The sequence below is a fragment of the Curtobacterium sp. PhB128 genome (genome assembly GCF_004340725.1).
In the GTDB taxonomy this organism is placed as follows: Bacteria; Actinomycetota; Actinomycetes; order Actinomycetales; family Microbacteriaceae; genus Curtobacterium.
Genome location: NZ_SLUR01000008.1, coordinates 69907 through 94685, shown reverse-complemented (window position 1 = coordinate 94685; position 24779 = coordinate 69907). Strand labels below are relative to the sequence as shown.

The window sequence follows — 24779 nt, the reverse complement described above, 5'->3', positions numbered from 1 at the left end:
GACTCCGAACGTTTACACGCGGCCCCCTTCCGTCACGTGCCCGAAACAGCCGGGCAACGACGGCGACACGGGTCCGCACGACACTGGTCGCACTACCTGTCGCCCGACAGGTACTCCGCGAAAGGTCTGCAGCCATGCGCTCTCCAGAGTCACCGCTCCACGCACCGCGCGCCACGTCCAGCGTCGACCCCGTCGACACCCAGGGCTCCGCCCGACTCGGCTACGAGCAGGAACTCCACCGCGGGGTCGGCTCGTTCTCGTCGTTCGCGGCCGGGTTCTCGTTCGTCTCGATCCTGACCACCGTCTTCCAGCTGTTCGGCCTCGGGTTCGGACTCGGCGGTGCTGCGTTCTTCTGGGCCTGGCCGCTCGTCTTCGGCGGCCAGCTGCTCGTCGCGCTGAACTTCGCGCAGCTCGCCGCCCGGTGGCCGATCTCGGGCGCGATCTTCCAGTGGTCCAGTCGTCTGGCGGGCGCGCGCTTCGGGTGGTTCACCGGGTGGACGATGATCATCGGGCAGATCCTCACCGTGGCCGTCGCAGCCATCGCGGTGCAGGCCGTGCTCCCTGCGATCTGGAACGGGTTCCAGGTCGTCGGCGGCCCCGGAGCCGACCCCTCCCTCGCCTCGTCGACCGGTGCTGCGAACGCGGTGGTGCTCGGCATCGTGATGCTCGTCGTGACGACCCTGGTGAACATCACGAGCGTCCGGCTGATGGCGCGGGTCACGAGCTTCGGCGTGCTGATCGAGATCATCGGCGTCGTCGTGCTCATCGGCGCCCTCTTCCTGCTGCCGCACCGCAGCCCTGCGGTGGTGTTCACGACCGCCGGCTCGACGAGCACCGAACCGTACGTCTGGGCGTTCCTGGCCTCGTCCCTGATGGCTGCCTACGTGATGGTCGGCTTCGACTCCGCCGGTGAGCTCGCCGAGGAGACGCACAACCCCCGCCGGACCACCCCGAAGACCATCGTCCGCGCGCTCACCGTCTCCGGCCTCGGCGGTGGGCTGCTCATCATCGGTGCCCTGGTTGCCGCCCCGAGCCTGACCGACGGCAAGCTGGCGACGCAGGGACTCGCCTGGGTGATCACCTCGACGCTCGGCGACGTCTTCGGCCGGCTGCTGCTCTGCACCGTCGCGGTCGCCGTGTTCGCCTGCACCCTCGCCGTGCAGACCGCCGGTGCGCGCATGGTCTACTCGATGGCCCGCGAGAAGGCCCTGCCGTTCCACCGCACGCTCGCTCGGGTCTCACCCCGGACCGGGACCCCGATCGCCGCGTCGATCGTCGTCGGTGTCGGTGCCGGCCTCGCACTCGCCGTCAACATCGGTCAGTCCGCGATCTTCACCGCCCTGTCCAGCCTGTGCATCGCGATGCTCTACCTGGCCTACCTCGGCGTCACCGGCCCCCTGCTGGTCCAACGCATCCGGCTCCGACGGTCCGGCTTCCCCGCCGGCGTGGACGAGGACGGCAAGCCGCTGTTCACACTCGGCCGGTGGGGCATCCCGCTCAACGCCCTCGCCGTCGCCTTCCAGATCGGCATGGCGGTCAACCTCATCTGGCCGCGCCCGGAGATCTACGACCTGACCGGGAACTCGTGGTGGCTGCAGTACAGCGCACTGCTGTTCATCGGCGCCGTCCTGCTCGTGGGTTGGGTGTGGTCGGCCCGGCGGCACCGTGCGCACGGACCGATCACCCTCGCCGAGGTCCCGTCCACCGCGTCGGTCCCCGCCGTCCAGGCACCCGCCTCCGCGACCGCGACCGTCGAAGCCTGACCGAAGGAACCCCATGCGCGACCTCCACCAGACCGACAGCGTGCTCGCCTCGCGTTCCGATGCGCGCGCCCAGGCCGGGACGCAGTCCGAGTACATGCCGTACCTGCCGGCCTCGACGTCACCGTTCGCCCCCGACGGCGTGGACCGCGCACAGCTCGTCTGGGCAGAGACGGTGGCTCCCGGCGGGTACACGCACAAGGTCCTGGCCAGGGGCTCGCGGCTGCGCTTCGACGACCCGACGGGGCAGGCATGCGCCAACCTCCTGGTGTTCAACGCGCTCGAACCGTGGGAGCGGTTGAACGTCGCCGACACGCAGAAGATCCCGTGGCAGGCCTACCTCGGTGTCGGCACGCCGCTGCTCAGCGGGGACGGCCGTGCCCTGGCGACGGTGGTCGAGGACACCTCGGGGCACCACGACGCCTTCTGCGGCACGTCGACCGACGCCTGGAACGAGCGGAAGTACGGCGGTGCGGCACCCGAGGGGCCCAGCCCGAGCGGCCGGTCGCTCTTCGTGAAGGCCGCCGCCAAGCACGGGCTGACGAGGCGTGACCTGCCGCCGAGCGTCTCGTTCTTCCAGGGCGTCCGGATCGACGACGAGGGGGCGATGACCTTCACGGGGTCGGCCGGAGCCGGGCACCACGTCACCCTCGTCGCCGAGCTGCCGCTGCTCGTGCTCGTCGCGAACGTCGCGCACCCCATCGACCCCCGGCCGGAGTACGCCGTCGGCCCGCTCCGGGTGCACGCCTGGCGTGGGGCACCGACGACCGACGCGGACGAGCGGTTCACGGCGACGCCGGAACTCACCCGCGCCTACCTGAACGCCATCGACTACGCGGAAGCACGAGGCCTCTGATGCCCGACACGACGACGCACACCCGCACCTCCACCGTCCCGGTCGGCGCCGTCCACGCCCCCGACGTCGCCCTGGACTGGAGCGAGTCCCTCGTGCCCGGCGACGTCGTCCGCGACGACCGGGTCGAGCCGCTCGCACCGTGGTCCGCCGTCGTCCGCGCCGGCCAGGTGCTCACGATCGTCGACGTCGGCGGCAACCAGAGCGCCGACTGCCTGGTCTACGACGCGCACGACCCCGACGAGCGCTACAGCGTCCCGGACACCCTCGCGGCCCAGGGGAACGCCTACGTCCGCACCGGCACCGTGCTGATGTCGAACGAAGGGCACCCGCTCATGACGGTCGTCGCCAACGAGATCGACCGGCAGGACACCATCGGCGGCGCATGCTCGAAGGAGTCCAACACCCTGCGGTACGGCCACCACACCCAGTACCAGCACGGCTGCCGCGAGAACTTCCTGGCCGAGGCCGGCCGGCACGGCCTCGGCGCCCGCGACATCGTCTCGAACCTCAACTGGTTCATGAACGTCCCGGTCGAGGCCGACGGCGCCCTCGGGATCGTCGACGGCATGAGCGCACCGGGCAAGCGCGTCGCCGTCCGGGCCGAACGCGACGTGCTCGTCATCGTGTCGAACTGCCCCCAGATGAACAACCCGTGCAACGACTTCTCCTGCACCCCGCTGCGCATGATCGTGGTCCAGCCGTGATCGCCGCACCCGACACGGAGGACACCGTGCCCCAGCCACCCGCGCTCTCCACCGACACCGTCCTCGTCGCCAACCGCGGCGAGATCGCCCGCCGGGTGATCCGCTCCGCCAAGGCACTCGGCATGCGCACCGTCGCCGTCTACTCCGACGCCGACCGGGCCGCGCCGCACGTCCGCGAAGCCGACGTCGCCGTCCGCCTCGGCCCGGCGCCCGCCCGCGACTCCTACCTGCGCATCGACGCCGTGGTGCAGGCAGCGAAGGACACCGGCGCCGGCTTGGTCCACCCCGGCTACGGGTTCCTGTCGGAGAACACGGACTTCGCCCGCGCCTGCGAGGACGCCGGCATCCGGTTCGTCGGGCCGACCGCCGACCAGATCGTCCGCTTCGGCGCGAAGCACACCGCTCGCGAGCTCGCCGCCGCAGCCGGGGTCCCGATGCTCGCCGGCACCGGCCTGCTCGAGAGCGTCGACGACGCCGTGACCGAGGCCGAGCGCATCGGCCTGCCGGTGATGCTCAAGGCCACCGGTGGCGGCGGCGGCATCGGCATGCAGGCGTGCGCGACCCTCGACGAGGTCCGCGAGGCCTACACGAGCGTCACCCGCACGGCCACCGCGGCCTTCGGGTCCGCCGGCATCTTCCTCGAACGCCTGGTGCGACCGGCCCGGCACGTCGAGGTCCAGCTCTTCGGCGACGGCCACGGGCGCGTCGCGGTGATCGGCGACCGGGACTGCTCGTTGCAGCGTCGGAACCAGAAGGTCATCGAGGAGGCCCCGGCGCCCGCGCTGCCCGAGCACGTCCGCAGCGAGCTGCACGAGTCCGCCCGTCGCCTGGCCGCGAGCGTCGGGTACCGCAGCGCCGGCACCGTCGAGTTCGTCTACGACCCGGTCCGAGAAGAGGCGTCGTTCCTCGAGGTGAACACCCGCCTGCAGGTCGAGCACCCGGTGACCGAGGAGGTGTTCGGAGTCGACCTCGTCGACCTCATGCTCCGCCTGGCCCGTGACGGCGCCAACGGCATCGGCGACGACGTCTTCGACCGCACCTGGACCCCGAACGGCCACGCCGTCGAGGCCCGTGTCTACGCCGAGGACCCGGCGAAGGGCTCGCTGCCCTCGAGCGGCCTCGTCACCCAGGCCGTGTTCCCGAGCGCGACCACCGAGTCCGGCGACCCGAGCGGACTCCGCGTCGACGGCTGGGTCGAGACCGGCTCCGAGGTCTCGGCGTTCTACGATCCGATGCTCGCGAAGGTCATCGCCACCGGCGAGACCCGCGACGACGCCCTCGACCGGCTGCGCGACGGCCTCGCCGCCACGCGGATCGACGGCATCGTGACGAACACCGGGCTGCTCCGAGCACTGACCGACGACCTCGAGCTCCGCACCGCCACGCACTCCACCTCGACGCTCGACGAGACCGACGACCCGGACCCGCGCATCGACGTCCTCGCACCGGGCACCATGACGATGATCCAGGACCTGCCCGGCCGGGTCGGGTACTGGCAGGTCGGTGTCCCGCCGAGCGGCCCGTTCGACGCCGCGTCGTTCGCCGAGGCGAACCGCGCCGTGGGCAACCCCGACGGCGCTCCCGCGCTCGAGATCACGGCGACGGGTCCGACGCTGCACTTCTCGACCGCCGCCGTCGTCGCGCTCACCGGCGCACCGGCGCCCGCGACCCTCGACGGCGACCCCGTCCCGCTCTGGGAGCCGATCGACGTCGGCGCCGGACAGACCCTGGCGGTCGGGACGGCGCCCGGGCCCGGCCTGCGCACCTACCTGGCCGTCCGCGGTGGCTTCGACGTCCCCACCTACCTCGGCTCCACCGCCACGTTCACGCTCGGCGGCTTCGGCGGCCACGCCGGTCGCGCGCTGCTCGCCGGCGACGTCCTGCGGCCGGGCTCCCCGGACTCCGACGCGGCGCACCCCGCCTTCCCCGGCGACGCCCGACTGGGCCTGGTCGGCGGCCCGACCCCGGCCGAGCATCGCACGGCACTCACCGACGCGTGGGAGATCGCCGTGACCGAGGGGCCGCACGCCGCCCCGGACTTCTTCACCCGCGCGGACCTGGACGTCTTCTACGCCACCGACTACGGCGTGCACCACAACTCGGCGCGCACCGGCATCCGGCTCATCGGGCCCCGACCCGAGTGGGCGCGGACGGACGGCGGCGAGGCCGGTCTGCACCCCTCGAACATCCACGACACCCCGTACGCGGTCGGTGCGATCGACTTCACCGGCGACACCCCGATCATCCTGGGTCCGGACGGGCCCTCGCTCGGCGGCTTCGTCTGCCCCGCCGTGGTCGCCAGCGGCGACCTGTGGAAGCTGGGCCAGCTCCGACCAGGTGACACGGTCCGGTTCGTCCCCGTCCGCGAAGCCGACGCCGCCGCGCTCGAGGCGAACCGGGCCTCCCGGACCGTCCCCCGCACCGGGGGCGACGGCGACGACGGCGTGATCACCCGCCTGGAGGCGACCGACGTCCGTCCGAGCGTCGCCTACCGACGCGACGGCGACGACAACGTGCTCGTCGAGTACGGCGACATGACGCTCGACATCGCGCTGCGCATGCGCGTGCACGCGCTCATGACGAAGCTGCAGCAGGAGGCGCCGAAGGGCGTCCTCGACATCACCCCGGGCATCCGCTCGCTGCAGGTGCACACCGACGCGTCGGTCCTGAAGGCCCGTGACGTGGCCGGGCTCCTCCGCGAACTCGAGGACGAGATCCCGCCCACCGACCAGCTCGTCGTGCCGTCGCGCACCGTCAAGCTCCCGTTGTCGTGGGACGACCCCGCCACACGCCTCGCCATCGAGCGCTACATGAACGGCGTGCGGAACGACGCTCCGTGGACCCCCTGGAACATCGAGTTCATCCGGCGCATCAACGGTCTGGAGAGCGTCGACGACGTCTTCCGCACCGTCTTCGACGCGAGCTACCTCGTCCTCGGCCTGGGCGACGTCTACCTCGGCGCCCCGGTCGCCACACCGCTCGACCCCCGGCACCGTCTCGTGACGACGAAGTACAACCCGGCCCGCACCTGGACCGCCGAGAACTCCGTCGGGATCGGCGGTGCGTACCTCTGCATCTACGGCATGGAGGGGCCGGGCGGCTACCAGTTCGTCGGGCGCACCGTGCAGATCTGGAACCGGTTCCGCCGCGGCGGGCTGTTCCAGGAGGACCCGTGGGCGCTGCGCTTCTTCGATCGCATCGAGTGGTACCCGGTCGGTGCCGACGAGCTGCTCGAGCTGCGGGCCGAGACCGACGCCGGACGGGGCTCGTTCGAGACCGTCGACGGCGAGTTCTCGATCGCCTCGTACAACCGCTTCCTCGAGGCGAACGCGGGCTCGATCGCGGACTTCCGGGCGCAGCAAGCGCGAGCGTTCGGCGAGGAGAAGGAGCGGTGGCGAGCCTCCGGCGAGTTCGACGTGCGCGACGAACCGGCCGCCGTCGTGGCGGACGAGGTCGTCCTTCCCGCCGGGGCGACGGCCGTGACCGCACCCTTCACCTCGACGGTGTGGCAGGTGGACGTGCGACCGGGCGACCGGGTGGACGAGGGACAGAAGTTGTTGGCAGTGGAGGCGATGAAGATGGAGTCGATGGTGCACGCACCGGTGGAAGGCCACGTGTTGGAGGTCTACATCAAGCCGGGCGACCAGGTCGCACCGGGGCAGGTCCTGGCCGCGATCGGAGCGGGAGCGTGAGCGGGACCAACCGCACGGCGAGCGCCCGCGCAGGCGGGGCGGCGGGTGCCGCCACCGCCGCTGCGGACCGCGTCCGCGACGCCTTCGACCGCATCGACTCCGTCGACCGGCCCGAGGTCTGGATCACCCTGCGCGACCGCGCCGCGGTCCTGCAGGAGGTCGAGGCCGTCGACCCGACGCTCCCCCTCGCCGGCCTCCTGTTCGCCGTCAAGGACAACATCGACGTCGCCGGCCTGCCCACGACGGCAGCCGCCCGCTCCTACGCGTACGAACCCGACGCCGACGCGACCGCCGTCGCCCGCCTGCGCGCCGCCGGCGCGGTCGTCGTCGGCAAGACGAACCTCGACCAGTTCGCCACCGGCCTGGTCGGCACCCGGTCACCCTTCGGCGCCGTCCGGAACGCCTGGGACCCGACCCGCATCTCCGGCGGCTCGTCGAGCGGCTCCGCCACGGTGGTCGCCCTCGGCATCGTCGACTTCGCGCTCGGCACCGACACCGCCGGCTCCGGTCGCGTCCCGGCCGCGCTCGGCAACCTGGTCGGCGTGAAGCCGACCAAGGGGCTCGTCCCGAACACCGGGGTCGTCCCCGCCTGCCGCTCGCAGGACTGCGTCACGGTCTTCGCTCGGTCGCTCGACCTCGCCCGCACCGCCGCCGAGCTGATGGCCGGCCCGGACGACGTCGACCCGCTCGCCCGCGTCGATCTCGCCCTCGCCGACCTGCCGGCCGTCCCACGCATCGCCGTCCCGCTGCCGTCGCAGCTCGAGGGCCTCGCCCCCGGCTGGGCCGACGCGTTCGCGGCGGCCGTCGACCGGTTCCGCACCCTCGGCCACCAGGTGGTCGAGGTCGACATCGCACCCCTGCTCGACGCAGCGTCGCTGCTCTACGACGGCGCGTTCGTCGCCGAGCGGTACGCCGCCGTCGGCGCACACGTCGAGGCGCACCGCGACCTGGTCGGCGACGACCTGGACCCGTCGGTCGCCACGATCGTCCTGGGTGGCGCCCGACCCACGGCAGCGGACCTCTTCGCGGACCAGGAACGCCTCGACGTGCTCGGCGCCGCGGGACGCGCCGCCCTCGCCGGCACCACAGCGCTCCTCACGCCCACCACGACGTGGCACCCCACCCTCGACGAGGTCGCGGCCGATCCGATCGGCGCGAACAGCCGGATGGGTCGGTACACGAACTTCGCCAACCTGCTCGACATGGCCTCGCTCGCCGTCCCTGCCGGGTTCGTCGACGGCCTGCCGTTCGGGGTCATGCTGACCGGTCCCGCGTTCACCGACCGACGGCTCGCGGCGCTCGGCGCCGCGTTCCTCGCACCCACCGTCGACCTGCTGGTCGTCGGAGCGCACCTCCGTGACCAGCCGCTGAACGGCCAGCTGGTCGCGTCCGGCGGATCGTTCGTCCGGGAGGCCCGCACCGCGTCCGACTACCGGCTGTACGCCCTCGACACGGTGCCGCCAAAGCCCGGGCTGGTCCGGGTGGGGCCGGTCGCGTCCGGCGCTGACGCGCCCGAGTCGGGGTCGGCTTCGGGGTCGGGCTCGGGCTCGGGCATCGCCGGTGAGGTCTGGCGGCTGCCCGCCGCCGGGTTCGGCACCTTCGTGGCGTCCCTGCCCGAGCCGATGGCCATCGGCACCGTGGCACTCGACGACGGCGCCGAGGTCACCGGCTTCCTGGTCGAACCCTTCGCCGTCGAGGGCGCACTCGACATCACGGCGTTCGGCGGCTGGCGGGCCTACCGCGAGCAGGCATGACGCCGCGCTGGGAGGATGACTCCATGTCCTCGGACGACCGACCGGCCAAGCCCGGTCGCCCGAGGGCCGTCCCGAACGCCGACTCGGCGCTCAGTCCCCGCGACCAGATCCTCGACGCCGCCGCCGCCCTGTTCGTCGAGAACGGCATCAGCGCGACCTCGACCCGAGCCATCGCGGAGCGGGTCGGCATCCGCCAGGCCTCGCTGTACTACCACTTCGCCGGCAAGGACGACATGCTCGTCGAGCTCCTGACGACCTCGGTCCGGCCGAGTCTCGAGCTCGTCCGCGAGCTCGAACAGCGGGTCCCGGCGTCCGCCACCGCCGCCGGTGCCCTGGCCGCGCTCGTCCTGATCGACGTGGAGACCCTCGCCCGCACCCCGCACAACATCGGCACGCTCTACCTGCTGCCCGAGGTGCAGGGCGAGCGCTACGACGGGTTCCGGGCCGAGCGGGTCGAGCTGCGAGACGCCTACGGGCGCCTCGGGTCGCTCGCCGCCGCCGCCGACGTCGATGCCTCGATTGATCCCGCCCGGCTCGGCGGGATCCTCATCCAGCTCGCCGAGACCGTCATCCAGCTCCGCCGCGTCGGAGGTGTCGAGGAGGCCGACCGCGACGCCATCGTCGCGACCTGCCTGCGGGCGTGCGGGCTCGACACCACTGCCGTGGCGGATGCCCGCCGCGAGGCCGGGTCACTGCTCGCCGCCGTCACCGTCTGACCAGCTCTTCCGTTCGTCTCCGTCGCCCCATCTGGAGGTTCTGCCATGACCGCACTCTCCCCCGCCGCACACCGTCCACTCGCCGACGCCCTGCTCCCCCGCACCGCGGTCGTGAGCACCGCGCTCGTCCTGGGTGGTGCGCTGCTCACCGCCGGCGCCGCACAGGTGTCCGTCCCGCTCTGGCCCGTCCCGATCACCGGGCAGACGCTCGCCGTCCTGCTGGTCGGCAGTGCCCTCGGTGCGCGCCGCGGTGCCCTGTCGATGCTCGTCTACGCACTGCTCGGAGTCGTCGGGCTGCCGGTCTTCGCGGGTGGCTCGGCCGGGGTCGGCGTGCTCGTCAGTCCCTCCGGCGGGTACATCGTCGGCTTCGTCGCCGCCGCTGCCCTCGTCGGGTGGATCGCCGAACGCTTCGGCGACCGCCCCCTGCGCAACTCCGTGCTGTCCTTCGCGCTCGGCACCGTCGTGACCTTCGCGGCCGGCATGGTCTGGCTCGCGGTGTCGCTCGGGCTGGACCTGCAGCAGACGCTCGCTTTCGGGCTGTACCCGTTCGTCCTCGGCGGTGCGGTGAAGGCGCTGCTCGGTGCCGGGATCATCTCGCTCGGGTGGACGGCGGCGGTCCGGCGACGCGTCGGTGGTCGAGACGTCGGGCGCTGAAGCGTCGCTCGCTGGGGTGTGTGAGGTCGGGCGTCGTGTTAGGTTGTGCACAACATGATCGAGCACAACCGATGACCCGGACCGCCGGGATCCTCCTCGCCCTGCACGGAGCGGGCACGTCGACGACGCGACCCCTGCGCGTCCGGGCGCACCGGATGGTGGAGCGTGGCTTCGCCCCCGGCCTCCCGCACGCCGTGCTGGTGCCCCTGCTGGAGATCGCCGCCGGCACAGCCCTCGTGCGAAGCCAACGACGGTCGACGACAGCGGTCGCTGCCGCTGCCGCAGCGACCGCACTCGGAGCAGTGCGCACCGGCATCGACCTCGAGGACCGCACCGTCACCGCGGGAACCGTCGCCGCCGCAGCACTGGCCGTCTCCGGCGCGACGGCGGTGGCCCGCGCGCATCGCGTCGGCCTCCTCGCGGCGACCGGTGCAGTGATCGTGTTCGAGCTCACCCGCCGGCGTCGCATCCGCAGCGTCGGTCGACGCACCGCTCCACCCTCCCCTGTGAAAGGCACGTGCCCCTGATGACCTCCCGCCGCCGCATTTCCCGCTCGACCAAGCCCCGCACCGTCGTCCGCATCCTGCTGGGTGCGGCCATGTCCTGGGCCGGCATCAGCCACCTCACGGTCGCACGCCAGGAGTTCCGGGCCCAGGTGCCGGAGTTCGTCCCCCTGGACCCGGACGTCACGGTCCTGGCATCGGGCATCGCCGAGATCTCCCTCGGTGCCGCCCTGATGCTGCTGGTCCGCCGGCAGGCCACCGTCGGGTGGGTCGCAGCGGTGTTCTTCACCGCGATCTTCCCCGGAAACATCGCGCAGTGGATGCACCACCGTGACGGCTTCGGCCTGGACACGGACACGAAGCGGTTCGTCCGGCTCCTGTTCCAGCCCGTGCTGATCGCCGTCGCGCTCTGGGCGACGAACGCGCTCCGCAAGCGGCGCTGAGCCCGGCTGCAGAGCGCCCCGGTCACTCACGTCCTCGAGAACGATCGGTGCTGCATCTGGAAATGCAGAAAACCCCCGCGTGAACGGGGGTTTTCTGAGAGGTGGCGGTACCGGTGGGATTTGAACCCACGGTGGAGTTGCCCCCACACATGTTTTCGAGACATGATCCTTCGGCCGCTCGGACACGGTACCGGGAAAGAGTTTACACGATCCGGGAGGCCCGTCACGCCACCCGACGTCGGCTCGCCCTCCACAGGCGGTCACCCTCAGGGCTCTTCCCACACCCACAGGCCGCCCACGTCGTCGACTCGGCCTGCGGGCGTACCGTCCACGGCATGAAGACCCGCACGCTCATCGCACTCCTGACGTCCGTCCTCGGTGGGGCCGGTGTCCTCGGGGCAGCCGCCGTCGGGGCCCGGGCCGGTGTCAAGGGCCAACGGGCGGCTGCGCAACGGGTGGTCGACATGCTGCCGATCCACGCCGACTGGTGGCACGAGCGACAGCAGCACGAGGGGCAGCTCCTGTACGTGGCGATCGGCGACTCGGCGGCGCAGGGCGTCGGCGCGACGGTGCCGTCGCGCGGGTACGTGGGCCTGTTGGCGCGACGGATCCGGCACCGTTCCCACGAGTCGGTGCGGGTCGTGAACCTGAGCGTCTCGGGCTCGACGACCTGGGGCGCCAAGCGCGACCAGTTGCCGAAGCTCCGGCAGTACACGCCCGACATCTGCACGGTGTCGATCGGGGCGAACGACATCGCCGACTTCGACCCGGACAAGTTCGAGCGGAACATCCGGGCGATCTACGGCGCGGTGCCGTCGCACGCCGTGGTCGCCGAGCTGCCGTGCATGTTCGTGCCGGACCGTGAGCGCAAGGTGGCGGTGGCGAACGAGATCGTGCACCGCGTGGCCGCCGAGTTCGGGCTGACCGTGGCGCCGCTGCACACCATCACGAAGCGGGTCGGGGTGCGCCGCACGTTCTTCAACAGCTACGGCGACCTGTTCCACCCGAACGACCGGGGATACGAGGTCTGGGCGAGCGCGTTCGAGCCGGCGGCCGATGCCCGGGTCGACACGGTCGCGGCGATCCGGCACTACCTCTCGGCGCGTGAGGCCGAGAACCTCGGGCGTGAGGCCGGGGCGGTCGCGAACGCTCGTGCCGAGCAGGACACCGACGGCGCCGAGGCACTCGACCACGCCAACCGACCGAGTCCCGTCGAACGGATCCGCAACCGGATGACGGGGTCGATCGCCCTGCCCGACGAGCCGGTGCACCGCTCCGGCGATGTCGGCGGCACGGCCTAGCCTCGACGACATGGCGCGCCCGCAGTCCCTCTACCGATGCACCGAGTGCGGCTGGACCAGTGTCAAGTGGGTCGGCCGGTGCGGCGAGTGCCAGACCTGGGGCACGGTCGAGGACTCCTCAGCGGTCTCGGCGAGTACTCGTGGCACCGCGGCCGTCGCCGTCACGGGTGCCCGAGCGGCACGGCCCATCACCGAAGCCCGCGGCACGACGGTGCAGCGCTGGCAGACCGGCATCGGCGAGTTCGACCGCGTGCTCGGCGGCGGTGTCGTCCCCGGCGCTGCGATGCTGCTGTCCGGCGAACCCGGTGTCGGCAAGTCCACGCTCCTGCTCGAGGTCGCTTCGCGCGCGGCCGCTTCCGGCAAACGCGTCCTCTACGTCAGCGCGGAAGAGTCCGTCGACCAGGTCCGGCTCCGCGCCGAGCGCACCGGGGCGATGCACGACGACCTCTACCTGGCGAGCGAGGTCGACCTCGGCGTCATCATCGGCCAGATCGACCAGGTCAAGCCGGACCTGCTCATCGCCGACTCCGTCCAGACCATCTCGTCCAGCTCGATCGACGGCATCGCGGGCGGGACCTCCCAGGTGCGCGAGGTCGCCTCGACCCTGATCCGCATCGCGAAGGACCGCGCCCTCCCCGTCCTGATCGTCGGCCACGTCACCAAGGACGGCACGATCGCCGGGCCACGCCTGCTCGAGCACCTGGTCGACGTCGTCTGCCACTTCGAGGGCGACCGGCAGACCGCGCTCCGCTTCGTCCGGGCACTGAAGAACCGCTTCGGCCCCACGGACGAGGTCGGGTGCTTCGACATGGGCGGCGACGGCATCCACGAGGTCCCCGACCCCAGCGGCCTCTTCATGTCCAAGAACGCGACCCCGGTCTCCGGCACGTGCGTGACCGTGGCGCTCGAGGGGCGTCGGGCGCTCCCGGTCGAGGTCCAGGCGCTCATCGTGCCGAGCTCCGCGCCGCAGCCCCGTCGGGTCGTGAACGGTGTCGATGCCTCACGCGTGGCGATGCTGCTCGCGGTGCTCGAACGCCGAGCCGGCCTCAAGCTCTCCGATGCCGACGTCTACGTCTCGACGGTGGGCGGCATGAAGCTCACCGAACCCGGCGCCGACCTGGCGATCGCCCTGGCCCTGGCGAGTGCGGCACGAGACCGCCCGTACCCGCACACGCTCGCGGCCGTGGGCGAGATCAGCCTGGCGGGCGAGATCCGTCCGGCCACGGGGACCAAGCAGCGCGTGAACGAGGCGAGCCGACTCGGCTTCACGACCGTCCTCGGTGCCGACTCCGGGCATCTGCGCGAAGCACTGCGTGTGGCGTTCTCGATGACGCAGTCGGCCCGTGAGCGCGAGCTCGACCGCGCGTTCTGATCGCCTAAGCGCGCAATGCGGCCAGCAGGTCCCCCGGGGTCGCCTGCATGGTGTTCGGCCCGGCGATGTCGAAGAACACGCCCTCGAGCATGTCGAGGTGGGCGGCGAGGAACTCCTCGAGCCGCGGTCCGTCGTAGACCATGACCTGCCGGATCTTCTCGTCCGGCACCATCGCCGTGTAGGCGTCCGCCGACGAGAACAGCAGCAGGATGCGCTGTTCAGAGCCTTCGCGCCCGAAGACCCGCACCTGCATGTCCTTCTTGCCGGTCACGAGCCGGGGGACGATCACGATGTCGTTGCGCAGCGCGAACGCCACCGCAGCGACGTCCTGCTTCGCGAGGGCTTCCTCGAGTTGTTCACTCCGGAAGCGCTGTTCCTTGTCTGCCATCTGAGCAATTCCACCAGATTTTCGTCGTTCAGTGACGCACGGGTAGCCAGTCGGCCCAGAGCACGCTAGCCTGATGGAACCGCTTCGGCGGCGCTCAACGTTCGAGCGAGGTGGTTTGCCCCTCAACTCGGACTACCAGGGTCACTGGCCATCAGGCCTGACCCCGAACCCGTCCCGCCGGCACCTGCCCGCGTGGCGCATCACCCCCGTCGACGTACGTCGGGGCTCCGCAGGTGCGATCGCACCATGGCGGAACGCAAGAAAGCTAAGGAAACGCCATCATGGCATCTACCGGTACCGTCAAGTGGTTCAACAACGAAAAGGGCTTCGGCTTCATCGCCCCGGACGACGGAAGCGCTGACGTCTTCGCGCACTTCTCCGCGATCGCCGGCAACGGCTACAAGTCGCTGGAGGAGAACCAGAAGGTGGAGTTCGACATCACCGAGGGCCGCAAGGGCCCGCAGGCGGAGAACATCACCGTCCTCGGCTGATCACATCAGCTTCGAACGGCCCCGTCGTCCTCTGGACGGCGGGGTCGTTTGCTGTCCCCAGAGTCGCCCGCGCTCCGGGAACCAGGTTCCGGACACAGCACCGCGGATCCACGTGGTGCCGTGTCCGGAACCTGGTTCCGCCGGCCGGACCGCGAACCGCCACGCGACGCGACGCGACGCCCGGGCTACTGCAGGATGAACTGCACCGAGGCCTTCGACTCGAGGTTCCCCACCGCGACCTGCAGGTGGTAGCTCGCCCCGTCGGCCGAGACCGCCGGGCGGGACGCATCGCACGTCGTGGTGGACGACCGGGTGCGGTCCCAAGCGATCGCGGGCGTGGTCAGGGTCTGCCCGGACTTGATCGTGACGTCCTGGTTCGTGCCGCCGGTCTGGCAGTCCTTCGACGACCAGTACTGCTCCTCGCCCGAGCTGATCGTCAGCACCTGCTGCGCTGACCCGAGGTCGAGGTGGCACGAGTTCGTGCCGGTGTTCTTGATCGACATGGCGATCTTCGGGTCCTCGGTGGGGCCGTACGCCTCCTTGTCGAGCACGGGCGTCAGGACGACCTGGTCCTTGCTGCACGTCGACCCGTCGGCAGCGCCCGACCCAGACGCCGACGCGGATGCCGACGCCGAACGGGACGGGGCAGCGGACGACGCACCACCGGCCGAAGCCGGGGCCGAAGCGGACGTAGAGGACGTGGGCGCTGCCGTCGGGGTCGACGCGCTCCCTCGTCCGACGACGATGAGCACGACCACCACGATGATGATCACGAGCGCGCCGAGCACGGCTGCACGACGGCGCCAGTACACGACCGGCTTCTCGGGCCCGACGGGGTGACGCAACGACGACATGCGCACAGGGTAGACAACCGCGGATGCCCGGTGCGGGACCCCCGCCGGGTGCCGCGCGAAAGCGTCAGAGGATCTTCAGCATGCGGGTGTTGCCGAGGGTGTTCGGCTTGACCCGGGCGAGGTCGAGGAACTCCGCGACCCCTTCGTCCGACGACCGCACCAGCTCGGCGTAGACCGCCGGTTCGACGACCTGCTCGCCGATCTCCAGGTAGCCGTGCTTCGCGAAGAAGTCGACCTCGAACGTCAGGCAGAAGATCCGCGCGACGCCGAGTTCACGGCCGTCGTGTTCGAGCGCCTCGAGCATCCGGTGTCCGACGCGCTTGTGGATCCAGTCGGCGTCGAGGGCGAGCGTGCGGACCTCGGCGATGTCGTCCCAGAAGACGGCGAGGGCACCACAGCCGATCGGGACGCCGTCTGGGCCCTCGGCGATCCGGAACTGCTGGATCGAGCCGTAGAGCGCGACGTTCTCCTTGCCGAGCAGGATGCGCCGGTCGACGTAGGGGGCGATGAGCCGCTGGATGTGCGGGACGTCCGAGGCGAGTGCCGGACGCACCAGGATCCCGTGCTCGTCACGTTCGTGGAACGCGTGCTTCCCGTGCTCTGTCATCCCGACAACCATAGCCGCGCGTGGACGAGCGGCAGCCGACCGCTCCGGGGGACATCCCGCTGTACTGCGCCCAGGCGCGGCCGCCTACCGTCCACACCATGCCTCAGATCATCGAAACCGTCGACGTCAACGTCCCCGTCTCCGCAGCGTACGGTCAGTGGACCCGCTTCGAGGAGTTCCCGCACTTCCTCGACGAGGTCGAGAAGATCGTCCAGGTCGACGACAAGACCACCGACTGGACCGTGAAGGTCGCCGGCCAGGAGCGCGAGTTCCGCGCCGTCATCACCGAGCAGCACCCCGACGAGCGTGTCGCCTGGACCGTCAAGGACGGCGAGACCGACCACGCCGGCGTCGTCACCTTCCACAAGCTCTCCGACGACGAGACGCGCGTGACCGCGCAGATCGACTGGGAGCCGTCCGGCTTCCTCGAGAAGCTCGGCGCTGCGGTCGGCGTCGGTGGCCTCGCCATCAAGAAGGACCTGCAGAACTACAAGGAGCGCGTCGAGTCGGCTCCGACCGACACGGGCTGGCGCGGCGACGTGCAGGCGTGATCACGGCCTGACACGTCCGCACACGGACAGACGGGAGGCCCGGTGCCAGCTGGCACCGGGCCTCCCGTCTGTCTGGTGTCGTGTCCTAGGACTCGATCTCACCCTGGGGCGCGTCGGTCGCGGTCTCGACCGCGGCTGCGCCGGCGAGGACCTCTTCGCGGCCCGGCTGACGCCCGGTCTCGAAGTGGAACGCACCGTCGACGAAGTCGACCTTGACGTGGTCACCGGCGGTGAGCTCACCCTGCAGGATGTGCTCGGACAGCTGGTCCTCGACCTCGTGCTGCATCGCGCGACGCAGCGGGCGTGCACCGAGGGACGGGTCGAACCCGACCTTGATGAGCTGCTCCTTGGCGGGGAGGGTGAGCTCCACCGTCATGTCGCGGTCGAGCAGACGGTCCGCCAGACGCTTCACGAACAGGTCCACGATCTGCAGCAGCTCGGGCTGCGACAGCTGCGGGAACACGATCGTGTCGTCGACGCGGTTCAGGAACTCCGGCTTGAAGTGCTTCTTGAGCTCTTCGTTGACCTTGCCGCGCATGCGGTCGTAGCCGACGGCCGAGTCACCCTCGACCTGGAAGCCCACCGGGCCACCGGCGATGCCCTGCGAACCGAGGTTCGTGGTCATGATGATGACGGTGTTCTTGAAGTCGACCACGCGGCCCTGACCGTCGGTGAGACGGCCTTCCTCGAGCACCTGCAGCAGCGAGTTGAAGATGTCCGGGTGGGCCTTCTCGATCTCGTCGAACAGGACCACGGAGAACGGCTTGCGGCGCACCTTCTCGGTGAGCTGGCCGCCCTCCTCGAACCCGACGAACCCGGGAGGGGCACCGAACAGACGCGAGACGGTGTGCTTCTCGCCGAACTCCGACATGTCGAGGGAGATCAGTGCGCCCTCGTCGTCGAACAGGAACTCGGCGAGCGCCTTGGCGAGCTCGGTCTTGCCGACACCCGTGGGCCCGGCGAAGATGAACGAGCCCGAGGGGCGGTTCGGGTCCTTCAGACCGGCACGGGTCCGGCGGATGGTCTTGGACAGGGCCGAGATGGCCTCTTCCTGACCGATCACGCGCTGGTGCAGTGCCTTCTCCATGAAGACGAGACGCGAGGTCTCCTCTTCGGTGAGCTTGAACACCGGGATGCCCGTGGCCTGCGCCAGGACCTCGGCGATGATGCCCTCGTCGACGGTGCCGGACGCGGCGACGTCACCGGCACGCCACTGCTTCTCGAGGCGGAGTCGCTCGCCCAGGAGCTTCTTCTCCTCGTCACGCAGGCTGGCTGCCTTCTCGAAGTCCTGCTCCTCGATGGCGGCTTCCTTCGACCCACGGACCGTCGAGATCTTCTCGTCGAACTCGCGGAGCTCCGGGGGCGCCGACAGGATCGAGAGGCGCAGGCGTGCGCCGGCCTCGTCGATCAGGTCGATGGCCTTGTCCGGCAGGAAGCGGTCCTGCACGTAGCGGTCCGCCAGGTTGGCGGCCGAGACGATCGCACCGTCGGTGATGGACACCTTGTGGAACGCCTCGTACTTGTCGCGCAGGCCCTTGAGGATGTTGATCGTGTGCGGCAGCGACGGCTCGTTGACCTGCACCGACTGGAAGCGACGCTCGAGTGCGGCGTCCTTCTCGAAGTGCTTGCGGTACTCGTCGAGCGTGGTGGCACCGATGGTCTGGAGCTCACCGCGGGCGAGGAGGGGCTTGAGGATCGATGCGGCGTCGATCGCACCTTCGGCAGCACCGGCACCGACGAGCGTGTGGATCTCGTCGATGAAGACGATGATGTCGCCGCGGGTGCGGATCTCCTTCGTGACCTTCTTCAGGCGCTCCTCGAAGTCACCGCGGTAGCGGGACCCGGCGATGAGCGATCCGAGGTCGAGCGAGTAGAGCTGCTTGTCCTTCAGCGTCTCGGGCACGTCGCCCTTGACGATCGCCTGGGCGAGGCCCTCGACGACGGCGGTCTTGCCGACGCCGGGCTCACCGATCAGGACGGGGTTGTTCTTGGAGCGGCGGGAGAGGATCTGCATGACCCGCTCCATCTCCTTCTCGCGCCCGATGACGGGGTCGAGCTTGCCGTCGCGCGCGGCCTGGGTGAGGTTGCGACCGAACTGGTCGAGGACCTGCGAACCCTGCTGCGCGTTCTGCTGCTGCTCGCCGCCGACGGCGACCGCTTCCTTGCCCTGGTAGCCGGACAGGAGCTGGATGACCTGCTGGCGGACCCGGTTGAGGTCGGCGCCGAGCTTCACGAGAACCTGGGCTGCGACGCCCTCGCCCTCGCGGATCAGGCCGAGCAGGATGTGCTCGGTACCGATGTAGTTGTGGCCGAGCTGCAGCGCTTCGCGCAGGGACAGCTCGAGCACCTTCTTGGCACGCGGCGTGAACGGGATGTGCCCGGTCGGCTGCTGCTGACCCTGGCCGATGATGTCCTGGACCTGCTCGCGGACGGCGTCGAGCGAGATGCCGAGCGACTCCAGCGCCTTGGCAGCAACGCCCTCGCCCTCGTGGATCAGGCCGAGGAGGATGTGCTCGGTGCCGATGTAGTTGTGGTTGAGCATCTTCGCTTCTTCTTGAGCGAGGACGACAACACGACGGGCTCGGTCGGTGAATCTCTCGAACATGTGCTCTCCCTTGGCCCTTTCTGACGGAGCCGACAGCTGGTCCGGTCTCGTCTGAGTCCGGTCACGTACTCCGAGAGTAACCAGCGCTCCCCGTGCGGGCTGCCCCTGTTCGCCGTGGGCGTGACCTCACTGCGCGATGTGCGCAGTGAGCGAACGGAACAGACGACGGGAGGCCCGTGGCGGCGTCCGCCACGGGCCTCCCGATCGCTCCTGGGTCGCGTGTCAGGCGCGGCGCGCTGCCCGGCGCAGGGCACGCCGGAAGCGGCGCGGCTCGACGCCCAGGGCGTCGAGGACGTCGTGCGCCGACCCCATGAAGGGGTCGTCGACGCCGTCGAGGACGGCCAGCACGACGTGGACCGGGCGGACACGTTCGGCCGGACCAGCGAGGACGGCTGCTCGTGCGAGGACCCGGGCGGCCGCCGGTGTGCAGGCGACCCGATCGTGCTCGTCGGGGCACGCCGCCCGCGCACCGACGAAGACGCTGATCTCGGAGCGGACGGCTTCGGGGCTGACCCCGTGCGCCTCGAGGACCGGGCGGAACCGGGGCATCCCGTTGCAGAGGGTGACGGAGGCGAGCAGGAGGTGCTCCGCGTCGACGAAGCCGAAGCCGGTCTCGTGGGACTCGAGGTCGGCGAGCAGCACGATCTCGCGACCCTGCCGGACGGTGGGGAGGGCGACGGACAGCTGAGCGATCTGCATGTATTCAGAATATCGCATGCGATGGCAATTGAACAGCCCTCGGTTCAGCGCGGCTCGGTACCATCCGGTCATGGATCAGCCCGTCGTCGGCCTCGTCGTCCACCCGACCAAGAACGTGCAGGAGTCCGTCACGACCCTGCAGCGATGGAACGCGTCCGGCCGGGGCGAGCTCGTCGCCCGCCGAGCCGACGCACAGCGGATCGGCGGGGGCATCACCGCCGTGGAGGACGACGACTTCACCGCACGCGTCGACCTCGTCGTGGCCCTCGGCGGCGACGGCACCATGCTCGGCGCGATGCGACTCGTGGCGAAGCGTCCGGTGCCGGTGCTCGGCGTGAACTACGGCAACGTCGGGTTCCTGGTGGAGATCGAACCTCCGGAGCTCGAAGCCGCGCTCGACCGGCTGTCGGCCGGCGAGTACCAGCTCGAGCCGCACCACGCGCTCGAGGCCCGCCTGTCCTGGAGCGGCGCGCGCACGGACTACCTGGCCTTCAACGACCTGACGATCGTGCGGCGCCCCGGTTCCGGCCAGGTGTCGGCGGACCTCAGTGTCGGCGGGCTCGGCTACGGCTACTACCGCGCCGACGCCATCGTCGCCGCGACCCCGGCCGGCTCCACCGCGTACAACTACGCCGCGGGTGGCCCGGTGCTCTCCCCCGCACTCTCCGGGTCCGTCGTCACCCCGGTCGCCCCGATGGCGGGCATCGACCGCGCCGTGGTGCTCGCCGCCCGCGAGCGCTACCGGTTCGACATCGCGGAGGGCACCAGGAGCGCCGCACTCGAGGTCGACGGACTCGTCGTCGGCGAGGTCGCCACCGGAGCGCAGATCGACGTCCGCCTCCGCAAGGACGCCGGCAGCGTCGTGCGACTCGACGCCGAGCGGCACGGACGCACCGGTCGGGTGAAGCTGAGCCTGCTCGACCTGCCGGTACGACCCGACCAGCTCATCGAGCTGATCCCGAGCGACCTGCGGCAGAAGCTCGGGCGCGAACTCGACCAGTAGCGGTCCGGGCAGGTGCCTACGCCCACGAACGTGAATGGCCCGCTCGAGCAGTGCTCGAGCGGGCCTTCCCATCACCCCACCGGATCGTCTTCCCACAGACCGACCCGGGTTCCCCTGCCGACGCGAGCGCCGGCCGAAGCCTGCTGACCTCAGTCGGTCAGGTACAGCTGCATGTCCTGCGAGACCGCCTTGGCGAACAGACGCAGCTTGGCGCGCGACTCCACCCGGCTGACGGCCTGGCGGGTCGTGTGCACGATCTTCGAGATCTCGTCGAGCGTCATCGGCTTGTCGTCGTCGAGGCCGTAGCGCATGCGGATCACGTTGGCTTCCTCGCTCGGCAGCTCGGCGACGATCGAACGGATGTCGCGGTGCAGGAGCGTGGTCTCGGTGAGCTCGTTCGGGGACGCAGCGTCCTCGTCCTCGATGAAGTCACCGAGCTCGCTGTCGTCCGAGTCGCCGACCACGGTGTGGATCGAGACCGGCTCGTGCGAGCGGCCCTTGAGGTCGACGAGCTCTTCCACCGTCATGCTCAGCTCGGCGGCGACCTCGTCGGGCATCGGCGCACGGCCGAGGTCGACGGTCAGGTCGCGCTCGGTGCGGGAGATCTTGTTGATCAGCTCGACAGTGTGGACCGGGATGCGGATCGTGCGGGCCTTGTCGGCGAGACCACGCGAGATCGCCTGGCGGATCCACCAGGTGGCGTAGGTCGAGAACTTGTAGCCCTGCGTGAAGTCGAACTTCTCGACCGCACGGACCAGGCCGAGGTTGCCCTCCTGGATGACGTCCATGAACGGCAGGCCACGCTGCGAGTAGCGCTTCGCGATGCTGACGACCAGACGGAGGTTCGAGGTGATCATGCGCTCCTTGGCGCGCTCACCGTCGCGGACGAGCCAGCGGAGTTCGCGCTGCAGGGTCTTCGCGAGGCCCTTCTCGGTCGCGAGCTTCTCTTCCGCGAACAGGCCGACCTCGATGCGACGGGCGATCTGCGCTTCTTCCTCGGCGGTGAGGAGCGAGAGGCGACCGATGTGGCGCAGGTAGTCGCCGACCTGGTCGACGGAGGCACCGCGGACGCCGGCGAGCTGCTCGTCGGCCTCGACCTCGGTGTCGAGGGAGGTCGTCGCGGACTCGGCGCCCTGGGTCTTCGATGCCGCTGCCTTCTTCGTGGTGGCGCGGCGGGTGGTGCTCGGTGCAGCCGGTGCGATCGTCATGGTGTTGCTCCCTGCGTTCGGCGGTGATGGCTTCGTGCGGTGGTGCTGGGGGTGTTGCTTCTGGGTGCTGCTTGGGGTGTTCACGAGTAAAGCGGTCCAGAGGTGTACCCCACAAACCGATCGGAATGATTCTCAGGCTTCTCCGTGCTTCGTCATCGAAACCGTCCCCCGTGGGGTACAGCGATGCTGCCAGTGTGGTCCCCCGAACTGCCGCGGATCAAGGGTATGACGTGATGTTTCCGGCGTTGCAGGAGTGTTTCTCACGCGTTTCCGAACCTGTACCCCGCACCGCCGCGCCTTCCGGACATGCAAAAGGGGTACGTCCGGCCGGATCGATGCGATCCGGTGGTCGTACCCCGAAAACCGAGTGGGTGGGGGTCACCAGGAGGGTTCGAGCCACCCGTCCCGGCGCTTGGACGCCTCGAGGTCGGCGTCTCGGTCGAACTCGTCGTACTCGCTCTCGATGTCACCGACGAGGCTGCGACCCGTGAAGGGGTGTGTGGTTGCCATGCGGACGATGCTCACCCCGGCGCGCGACGGCGAGGTGAACGGCGCGTGACCGGTCGAGGGCGCACAGACGTCGAGGGTGCACCGACGTCGAAGGCCGCCGCCCACGATGGGGCGACGGCCTTCGGACAGGACTGGGTCGGGCGGCGCTACTCGGCCGAGGCCGGTGCCGGCGCGGGGACGCCGTGCTCGCGCTCGAACCGGGCACGCTCCTCGGCCTCGACCTTGGCGTACGCGGCACGCTCGGTGCGGTCGGCCCGCATGATGGCGCGCATCACGAACCAGAAGATGAGGCCGACGACGATGGTCGGCGTCAGGGCGAAGATGATCCCGGTCACGACTCCATGCGGCACCGGAGCATCGTACCCCGGGGAACCGGGTCTTACTTCACCAACGGGAACAGGATCGTCTCGCGGATGCCGAGGCCGGTGATCGCCATGAGCAGGCGGTCGACGCCCATGCCCATGCCACCCGACGGGGGCATCGCGTGCTCGAGGGCTCGCAGGAACTCCTCGTCGACGCGCATCGCCTCGGGGTCACCGCCGGCTGCGAGCTTCGCCTGCTCGACGAAGCGCTCCCGCTGCACGACCGGGTCGACGAGCTCGGAGTACGCCGTCGCGAGCTCGAAGCCGCGGACGTACAGGTCCCACTTCTCGACGATGCCCGGTCGGGTGCGGTGCTCGCGGGTGAGCGGCGAGGTGTCGACCGGGAAGTTCATCACGAACGTCGGGCGGTCGAGCGAGTCGATCACGAAGTGCTCCCAGAGCTCTTCGACGTACTTGCCGTGCGTGGCGTGCGCGACCTCGACGCCCTCGGCAGCGGCGAGCTCCTGCAGCTCGGACAGCGGGGTCTCCGGGGTGATCTCGCGACCGGCTGCCTCGGACAGTGAGCCGTACATGTCGATGCGCGGCCACTCGCCGCCGAGGTCGTACGTGCTGCCGTCGGGCAGGGTGACCTCGAGCGAGCCGCCGGTCACGGCCCGCGCAGCGCGCTGCACGAGCTCCTGCGTCAGGTCGGCCATCTGCTCGTAGTTGCCGTACGCCTGGTAGGCCTCGACCATCGCGAACTCGGGCGAGTGCGACGAGTCGGCACCCTCGTTGCGGAAGTTCCGGTTGATCTCGAACACCCGGTCGATGCCGCCGACGACCGCGCGCTTCAGGAAGAGCTCGGGTGCGATGCGCAGGAAGAGCTCGGTGTCGAAGGCGTTCGAGTGGGTCACGAACGGACGAGCCGAGGCGCCACCGTGCTGGGTCTGCAGCATCGGCGTCTCGACCTCGAGGTACTCGTGCTCGGTGAAGGTCTGGCGGAGCGAGGACATCACGGCGGCGCGGGCGCGGACGGTGGCGCGTGCTTCGTCGCGGACGATGAGGTCGAGGTAGCGCTGGCGGACCCGCGTCTCCTCGTTCAGCTCGTTGTGCAGGTTCGGCAGCGGCAGGATCGCCTTCGCCGCGATCGCCCACTCGTCGACCATGATCGACAGCTCACCGCGGCGCGAGGAGATCACGCGGCCGTGCACGAAGACGTGGTCGCCGAGGTCGACGAACTCCTTCCAGCGCGCGAGGGACTCGTCACCGACCTCGGCCAGGGACACCATCGCCTGGATGCGGGACCCGTCGCCGGACTGCAGCGACGCGAAGCAGAGCTTGCCGGTGTTGCGCGAGAACACGATGCGGCCGGCGACACCGACGACGTCCTGCGTCTCCTCGCCGGTCTCGAGGTGCGCGTACTGGTCGCGGACCGCCGGGATCGTCGTCGTGATCGGGAGCTCGGCGGGGTACGCCTCGATGCCGGACTCGAGCAGCTTCGCGCGCTTGTCGAGCCGGACCTGTCGCTGCTCGCTGGTCTCCTGCTCGGCCAGTGCGGCGGCGTCGGCGATCGCGGTGTCGGTGGTGGCGGTCTCGTCGGTCATGCGGGTGCGGCTCCGATGGTCGTGGGGGTCGGGGGAAATGCTACCCGCGCCGCGCTCCCGCCCCCGAACCGTGCCCGGACGGGTCCCCTCGACTGGTCGCGACTCCCGGCCGGCGCGGCGCCGACCGGTCACGTTCCGTCGGCCGGAGCGCTGCGGGCCGACGGTTCGTGACCACTCGGCGGAACTGAGCGGGGAGTCGTGA

At 70.5% G+C, this 24779-nt stretch carries 23 protein-coding genes and 1 tRNA gene; 14 read left to right on the top strand and 10 right to left on the bottom strand.

What is annotated here, in order from left to right; translation table 11 throughout:
- Positions 1 to 134 precede the first annotated feature (134 nt).
- From EDF23_RS14365 to EDF23_RS14325, 9 genes are all read left to right on the top strand, one after another.
- Complete coding sequence (locus tag EDF23_RS14365) at positions 135 to 1763, top strand: amino acid permease (RefSeq protein ID WP_131844901.1); 1629 nt, start codon at positions 135 to 137, stop codon at positions 1761 to 1763.
- A gap of 13 nt (positions 1764 to 1776) precedes the next feature.
- Positions 1777 to 2616, top strand: coding sequence for an urea amidolyase associated protein UAAP1 (locus tag EDF23_RS14360; protein WP_131922022.1), 840 nt, complete (start codon positions 1777 to 1779; stop codon positions 2614 to 2616).
- Complete coding sequence (locus EDF23_RS14355) at positions 2616 to 3320, top strand: urea amidolyase associated protein UAAP2 (protein WP_131922021.1); 705 nt, start codon at positions 2616 to 2618, stop codon at positions 3318 to 3320. The genes EDF23_RS14360 and EDF23_RS14355 overlap by 1 nt, the downstream gene beginning before the upstream one ends.
- 26 nt (positions 3321 to 3346) lie before the next feature.
- A complete protein-coding gene (gene uca, locus EDF23_RS14350; RefSeq protein ID WP_131922020.1) occupies positions 3347 to 7012 on the top strand; it encodes an urea carboxylase in 3666 nt (1221 codons plus the stop codon).
- Positions 7009 to 8766: an allophanate hydrolase gene (gene atzF / locus EDF23_RS14345; RefSeq protein ID WP_131922019.1), complete on the top strand. Its 1758-nt coding sequence runs from the start codon at positions 7009 to 7011 to the stop codon at positions 8764 to 8766. The genes uca and atzF overlap by 4 nt, the downstream gene beginning before the upstream one ends.
- Positions 8767 to 8789: 23 nt before the next feature.
- Positions 8790 to 9482 carry a TetR/AcrR family transcriptional regulator gene (locus EDF23_RS14340; protein ID WP_131922018.1) on the top strand — a complete coding sequence of 231 codons (693 nt, stop codon included), beginning with the start codon at positions 8790 to 8792 and terminating at the stop codon, positions 9480 to 9482.
- Between the two features lie 45 nt (positions 9483 to 9527).
- Positions 9528 to 10136, top strand: coding sequence for a biotin transporter BioY (locus EDF23_RS14335; protein ID WP_131880939.1), 609 nt, complete (start codon positions 9528 to 9530; stop codon positions 10134 to 10136).
- Positions 10137 to 10207: 71 nt separating this feature from the next.
- Entirely contained in the window at positions 10208 to 10663 is a 456-nt protein-coding gene (locus EDF23_RS14330) for a hypothetical protein (RefSeq protein ID WP_131922017.1), read from the top strand.
- Positions 10663 to 11082 carry a hypothetical protein gene (locus EDF23_RS14325; protein ID WP_131922016.1) on the top strand — a complete coding sequence of 140 codons (420 nt, stop codon included), beginning with the start codon at positions 10663 to 10665 and terminating at the stop codon, positions 11080 to 11082. Before EDF23_RS14330 ends, EDF23_RS14325 begins: the two co-directional genes overlap by 1 nt.
- A 102-nt stretch (positions 11083 to 11184) precedes the next feature.
- Here the strand turns inward: EDF23_RS14325 and EDF23_RS14320 are convergent.
- Positions 11185 to 11274: transfer RNA gene (locus EDF23_RS14320), tRNA-Ser, on the bottom strand.
- 143 nt (positions 11275 to 11417) lie between these two features.
- Between EDF23_RS14320 and EDF23_RS14315 the strand changes: the two genes are divergently transcribed.
- Both EDF23_RS14315 and radA read left to right on the top strand, forming a co-directional pair.
- Positions 11418 to 12383 (top strand): SGNH/GDSL hydrolase family protein, encoded by a 966-nt coding sequence (locus tag EDF23_RS14315; protein ID WP_131922015.1) that lies wholly within the window; start codon positions 11418 to 11420, stop codon positions 12381 to 12383.
- A 10-nt stretch (positions 12384 to 12393) separates the two neighbouring features.
- Entirely contained in the window at positions 12394 to 13755 is a 1362-nt protein-coding gene (gene radA, locus EDF23_RS14310) for a DNA repair protein RadA (protein ID WP_243648931.1), read from the top strand.
- A 4-nt stretch (positions 13756 to 13759) separates the two neighbouring features.
- Here radA and EDF23_RS14305 read toward each other — a convergent pair whose 3' ends face one another.
- Positions 13760 to 14143: an SseB family protein gene (locus EDF23_RS14305; protein ID WP_131922013.1), complete on the bottom strand. Its 384-nt coding sequence runs from the start codon at positions 14141 to 14143 to the stop codon at positions 13760 to 13762.
- A 281-nt stretch (positions 14144 to 14424) separates the two neighbouring features.
- Between EDF23_RS14305 and EDF23_RS14300 the strand changes: the two genes are divergently transcribed.
- Entirely contained in the window at positions 14425 to 14634 is a 210-nt protein-coding gene (locus EDF23_RS14300; RefSeq protein WP_017887662.1) for a cold-shock protein, read from the top strand.
- 185 nt (positions 14635 to 14819) lie between these two features.
- On the opposite strand, the gene EDF23_RS14295 is transcribed toward EDF23_RS14300, so the two are convergent.
- Together EDF23_RS14295 and EDF23_RS14290 are read right to left on the bottom strand one after the other, a co-directional pair.
- The gene (locus tag EDF23_RS14295) at positions 14820 to 15488 is read right to left on the bottom strand and encodes a hypothetical protein (RefSeq protein ID WP_131922012.1); all 669 of its coding nucleotides are present in this window, start codon (positions 15486 to 15488) and stop codon (positions 14820 to 14822) included.
- Positions 15489 to 15552: 64 nt separating this feature from the next.
- Positions 15553 to 16095: an amino-acid N-acetyltransferase gene (locus EDF23_RS14290; protein ID WP_173170102.1), complete on the bottom strand. Its 543-nt coding sequence runs from the start codon at positions 16093 to 16095 to the stop codon at positions 15553 to 15555.
- Between the two features lie 98 nt (positions 16096 to 16193).
- Here EDF23_RS14290 and EDF23_RS14285 point away from each other — a divergent pair, with 98 nt between their 5' ends.
- Positions 16194 to 16646, top strand: coding sequence for an SRPBCC family protein (locus EDF23_RS14285; protein ID WP_131922011.1), 453 nt, complete (start codon positions 16194 to 16196; stop codon positions 16644 to 16646).
- An 85-nt stretch (positions 16647 to 16731) separates the two neighbouring features.
- Here the strand turns inward: EDF23_RS14285 and EDF23_RS14280 are convergent, their stop codons facing one another.
- Together EDF23_RS14280 and EDF23_RS14275 are read right to left on the bottom strand one after the other, a co-directional pair.
- Complete coding sequence (locus EDF23_RS14280) at positions 16732 to 19251, bottom strand: ATP-dependent Clp protease ATP-binding subunit (protein WP_123294552.1); 2520 nt, start codon at positions 19249 to 19251, stop codon at positions 16732 to 16734.
- A 222-nt stretch (positions 19252 to 19473) separates the two neighbouring features.
- Positions 19474 to 19950 carry a Clp protease N-terminal domain-containing protein gene (locus EDF23_RS14275; RefSeq protein WP_165901136.1) on the bottom strand — a complete coding sequence of 159 codons (477 nt, stop codon included), beginning with the start codon at positions 19948 to 19950 and terminating at the stop codon, positions 19474 to 19476.
- A 70-nt stretch (positions 19951 to 20020) separates the two neighbouring features.
- Here EDF23_RS14275 and EDF23_RS14270 point away from each other — a divergent pair, with 70 nt between their 5' ends.
- Positions 20021 to 20953 carry an NAD(+)/NADH kinase gene (locus EDF23_RS14270; RefSeq protein ID WP_111086944.1) on the top strand — a complete coding sequence of 311 codons (933 nt, stop codon included), beginning with the start codon at positions 20021 to 20023 and terminating at the stop codon, positions 20951 to 20953.
- Positions 20954 to 21102: 149 nt separating this feature from the next.
- Here the strand turns inward: EDF23_RS14270 and EDF23_RS14265 are convergent, their stop codons facing one another.
- From EDF23_RS14265 to lysS, 4 genes are all read right to left on the bottom strand, one after another.
- Positions 21103 to 22161 carry a sigma-70 family RNA polymerase sigma factor gene (locus EDF23_RS14265; RefSeq protein ID WP_123294550.1) on the bottom strand — a complete coding sequence of 353 codons (1059 nt, stop codon included), beginning with the start codon at positions 22159 to 22161 and terminating at the stop codon, positions 21103 to 21105.
- A gap of 378 nt (positions 22162 to 22539) precedes the next feature.
- Positions 22540 to 22671 (bottom strand): hypothetical protein, encoded by a 132-nt coding sequence (locus tag EDF23_RS19750; protein ID WP_258373406.1) that lies wholly within the window; start codon positions 22669 to 22671, stop codon positions 22540 to 22542.
- A gap of 146 nt (positions 22672 to 22817) precedes the next feature.
- Positions 22818 to 23021, bottom strand: coding sequence for a hypothetical protein (locus tag EDF23_RS14260; RefSeq protein WP_111086942.1), 204 nt, complete (start codon positions 23019 to 23021; stop codon positions 22818 to 22820).
- Between the two features lie 29 nt (positions 23022 to 23050).
- Positions 23051 to 24577, bottom strand: a complete 1527-nt coding sequence (lysS, locus tag EDF23_RS14255) for a lysine--tRNA ligase (RefSeq protein ID WP_131922009.1) — start codon at positions 24575 to 24577, stop codon at positions 23051 to 23053.
- Positions 24578 to 24779: the final 202 nt, after the last annotated feature.